The 3,746-nt window shown below is 51.7% G+C and carries 4 protein-coding genes; all 4 read left to right on the forward strand.

What is annotated here, in order from left to right; all coding sequences use genetic code 11:
• Nucleotides 1-570 (forward strand): hypothetical protein (locus KKH67_12765; GenBank protein MBU1320052.1); only part of this gene is annotated, 570 nt, incomplete at its 5' end.
• Between the two features lie 1,283 nt (nt 571-1,853).
• Nucleotides 1,854-2,228, forward strand: a complete 375-nt coding sequence (locus tag KKH67_12770) for a hypothetical protein (protein ID MBU1320053.1) — start codon at nt 1,854-1,856, stop codon at nt 2,226-2,228.
• Between the two features lie 237 nt (nt 2,229-2,465).
• A complete protein-coding gene (locus KKH67_12775; protein MBU1320054.1) occupies nt 2,466-2,984 on the forward strand; it encodes an ORF6N domain-containing protein in 519 nt (172 codons plus the stop codon).
• Between the two features lie 12 nt (nt 2,985-2,996).
• On the forward strand, nt 2,997-3,746 hold a 750-nt coding region (locus KKH67_12780; protein MBU1320055.1), incomplete at its 3' end, for a helicase.

The following is a 3,746-nucleotide window of genomic DNA, read 5'->3' on the forward strand; positions in this document are numbered from 1 at the left end:
ATCGAGAAACGATTCCTGACATTCCTCGGTGATACCCCCCTCAAGAGTGTTGACGATGAACTCGAAAAGCTCCGTGCGGCTGCGGTTGAGAAACTCGATGATGCTGTCGATGAGCGCCGTCTGGAGAAGAACCAGCTTTTGCGAAGGCTAATTGCGCGACGCTGCATCTATGGTGTGGATATCAATCCGCTCGCTGTCGAACTGGCGAGACTCTCCGTCTGGATTCACACATTTGTACCGGGATTGCCGCTTTCTTTCCTCGATCACAATCTCGTCTGCGGGAATTCGCTTGTTGGGATTGCGACATTCGAGGAAGTTTCTGAAGAGGCTATTCCGGTCGGTGAAACTCGAAGCCTGTTCCATCCGCAATTGAAGAGCTACATGGGTGATTCCGCAGACCGAATCCGTGCTTTCCGTGGTCTATTGGATGCGTCCATCGAGGACATCGAAGAAGCAAGAGAAGCACACTCCGCTGTCAGACGCGCTCTGCAGGGGCTGAATGCGCTCTTTGATATCATTCCGCTCGACGCATCGACGAGTCCTTCAGCGCGTATCTGCCGTCCGGTATAGCCGGGTTGTTCAAGGACATCAAAACTCTCGACGACTTATTTGGGATTTCTGCCCACAAGAGAGCAGTCAAAGCAACTACGGCGATTCCACCATTCCATTTCCCTGTCGCGTTTCCGGAAGCATTTCTGCGTGAACATCCCGGTTTTGATGTAATCATAGGGAATCCGCCATGGGAAGAAGCTACTATCGAAGAGTTCGCCTTCTGGGCGAGACACTTTCCCGGTCTGCGAGGAATGAAGCAAGCAGACCAGGAAGTTCTAAAGAAGAAGTACAGGAAAGATCGACCCGACCTGGCTCAAAACCTGGAAAATGAAATCCAGGAGAACAAACTCCTTAGGCATGCACTGACTACAGGCCCATATCCAGGAATGGGCACAGGTGACCCTGACTTTTACAAGGCGTTTTGCTGGCGGTTCTGGCATCTGGTGCGACATGACGGCGGCCGGATCGGTGTAGTGTTGCCGAGGTCGGCGTGGTTCGCTAAGGGATCAGAGCTGTTCAGAAAGGAAGTTTTTGCAAGAGGCAGAGTCGAGGATATCACTTGCCTTCTTAATAGCGGTCATTGGGCTTTTGACGATGCAGAGGCAAGATATACGATTGCCCTTTCATCAGTGCGCAGAGGTGAGTCGAATGCAAAGAAGGAGACAGTCAACCTACGCGGCCCGTATCGCAATCTGGCGCTTTTCAGATCAGGAGTTGCAAGGCCACCTGTCACATTCAAAGCCGCAGATATCCTCGACTGGACTGAGACCGCCTCACTTCCACTTCTGCCATCCGAGGAATCAGCTGACGTCTTTCTGCAACTCCGCAAAGCTCCTCGACTTGACGCTAACACCGGCGCGTGGAGCTGCCGACCTTACACGGAGCTCCATGCCACAAACGATAAAAGGTTCATGACGTTCGCTGATGTGGCCCCCAAAGGCTACTGGCCTGTCTACAAAGGCGAATCATTTGACATTTGGAGACCCGACACTGGAAAGTACTATGCCTGGGTTGATCCACAGACAGTGATGGATCACCTGCAGAAGAAACGGGAGCGAGGGCACAAGAATGCGCGCTCGGCATTTCACGAGTTCTCTAAGGATTGGATAGAGGGTCCGAGCACACTTCCGTGTCTCCACCCTCGAATCGCGTTCAGAGATGTAAGTCGGTCTACAGATTCGCGAACTGTCAGGGTTGCGCTTGTACCCCCTGAAGTGGTGATAACCAATCAGGCTCCATTCCTCCTGTGGCCGCGAGGAGATTATTCTGAAGCAATCTTTGTTCTGGCCATTCTCTCTTCTCTGCCGCTCGATTGGTACGCTCGGCGATTCGTAGAAACTCATCTGAATTTTCATGTGCTTGAGCCGTTTCCTATTCCGAGACCAGACGCTGACAGCCCCCTGAGAGTGCGTGTTATCCAGCTCGCAGGTCGCCTGGCATGCCCTGATAAGCGGTTTGCTGAATTCGCAAAAGCTGTCGGTGTCAAGTGCGGGTCGCTCAAAGATGACGAGAAAGAAGATATGATTCACGAGCTGGATGCGGTCGTGGCTCATCTGTACGGCTTGAATCAGAAGCAGTTGACCCATATATTCGAAACATTCCACGAAGGCTGGGATTACGAAGATCGCCTTCGGGCGACGTTGAAGCATTTTAAGGAATGGAAGAAGAAGCTGTGAGCAAGGGAATGCGAAATCGAATGTGGTCACAATTTGTGACCAGCTAAGAGCTTGGGAGTTAATGCGATACGAACTTGAAGTCGCAAATTGCGACCGCAGGATGATAGGCGACGATATTAAGTGAATCGCAGAACTTGAAATGCCAAATTGGAACACCAAGACGAGTTGTTTCGGACCAGCGGATGTGGTTGATCGCAATTGCCACTTGCTGCCGCGTACCACGGGAGGGTTTCTCCTATGACGCCAGAGAAAGCTCTTGTGCGGTCGCAATCGATTGAAAGCCTAATACTGAGCATCCGCGACCAAAGAGTGATGCTTGACCGTGACCTGGCTAAGCTATACGGTGTATCCACTAAAGCTCTCAATCAGGCCGTCAAACGGAATTCTGATAGGTTCCCGCCAGATTTCATGTTCAGACTCGCGAAAGACGAAAAAGACTATGTGGTCACAAATTGTGACCACCTCCATAACCTCAAATATTCCAAGGTCTTACCTCACGCGTTCACTGAACATGGTGCAATCATGCTGGCGAGTGTGCTGAATTCGCAGCAGGCAATTGAGACAAGCGTCTTCGTGGTGAGAGCCTTCGTGCGCATGCGGGAAATACTGGGCCGTCAGAAGGAACTCGTAGGCAAGATTGAGCAGATTGAGCGCAAAGTAGGCCAGCACGACGAAGATATAAAGGCACTCGTTGCGGCTATCAAACAACTAATCATTCCCCCTGAACCGAAGAAGAAGCAGATAGGATTCAAGTAAGCGTGGCCTTCTATGAGCAAACCTGAATTTGTTGACAATCGCGATGGAAACACACTTGGCAAGGCATTGTCTGCGCACCTCGACTGGCTTGAGGAAACTTACGCCAAGCCGGTAGACCTTGCCATCGCCACAGGCTATTTCAATCCGGGCGGGTTCGCTCAGATAGCGGATCATCTTGACGGTGTCGCGAGTCTCCGACTCCTCCTCGGAGCTGAGCCCCTCTCCCCGCCTGCGATTCCGATTCGCGACCCAATGAAGGATCCGAAAGGGGCGAGATTCAGCGAGAAGATTCTCAACGACAAGCTGAATGAGAGTGAAGAAGGGATTCGACGAGACCGCAATCTGCTCGACTTCAGTCCGCAAGTCGATAAGACCGTCAAACACCTGCTCGAATTCCTAAGCTCCGGCAAAGTCGAGGTTCGCCGTTATGTACGCGGCTTCCTTCATGGCAAAGCCTACATCTTCTCGACCGACGAAGGTGTTCTCGCCGGATCGTCCAATTTTACCGCAGCCGGACTCTCATCGAATCTCGAATTGAATCTTGGTCACTATCAGCCGGGGCTTGTGGTGCAGGTCAAAGAGTGGTTCGACAGCTTGTGGGATGAGGCTGTGCCATACGATCTCGCGAGCATTTATCAGGAACGATACGAGGCATATGATCCATATCTGATTTACCTTCGAGTGCTCTGGGAGCTGTACAAAGATGACATGAATGCGGAACGTCAGCCTAGCGGCCGGATTCCGCTGACAACATTTCAGAAT

Source organism: Candidatus Zixiibacteriota bacterium (assembly GCA_018820315.1).
Taxonomy (GTDB): domain Bacteria; phylum Zixibacteria; class MSB-5A5; order JAABVY01; family JAHJOQ01; genus JAHJOQ01.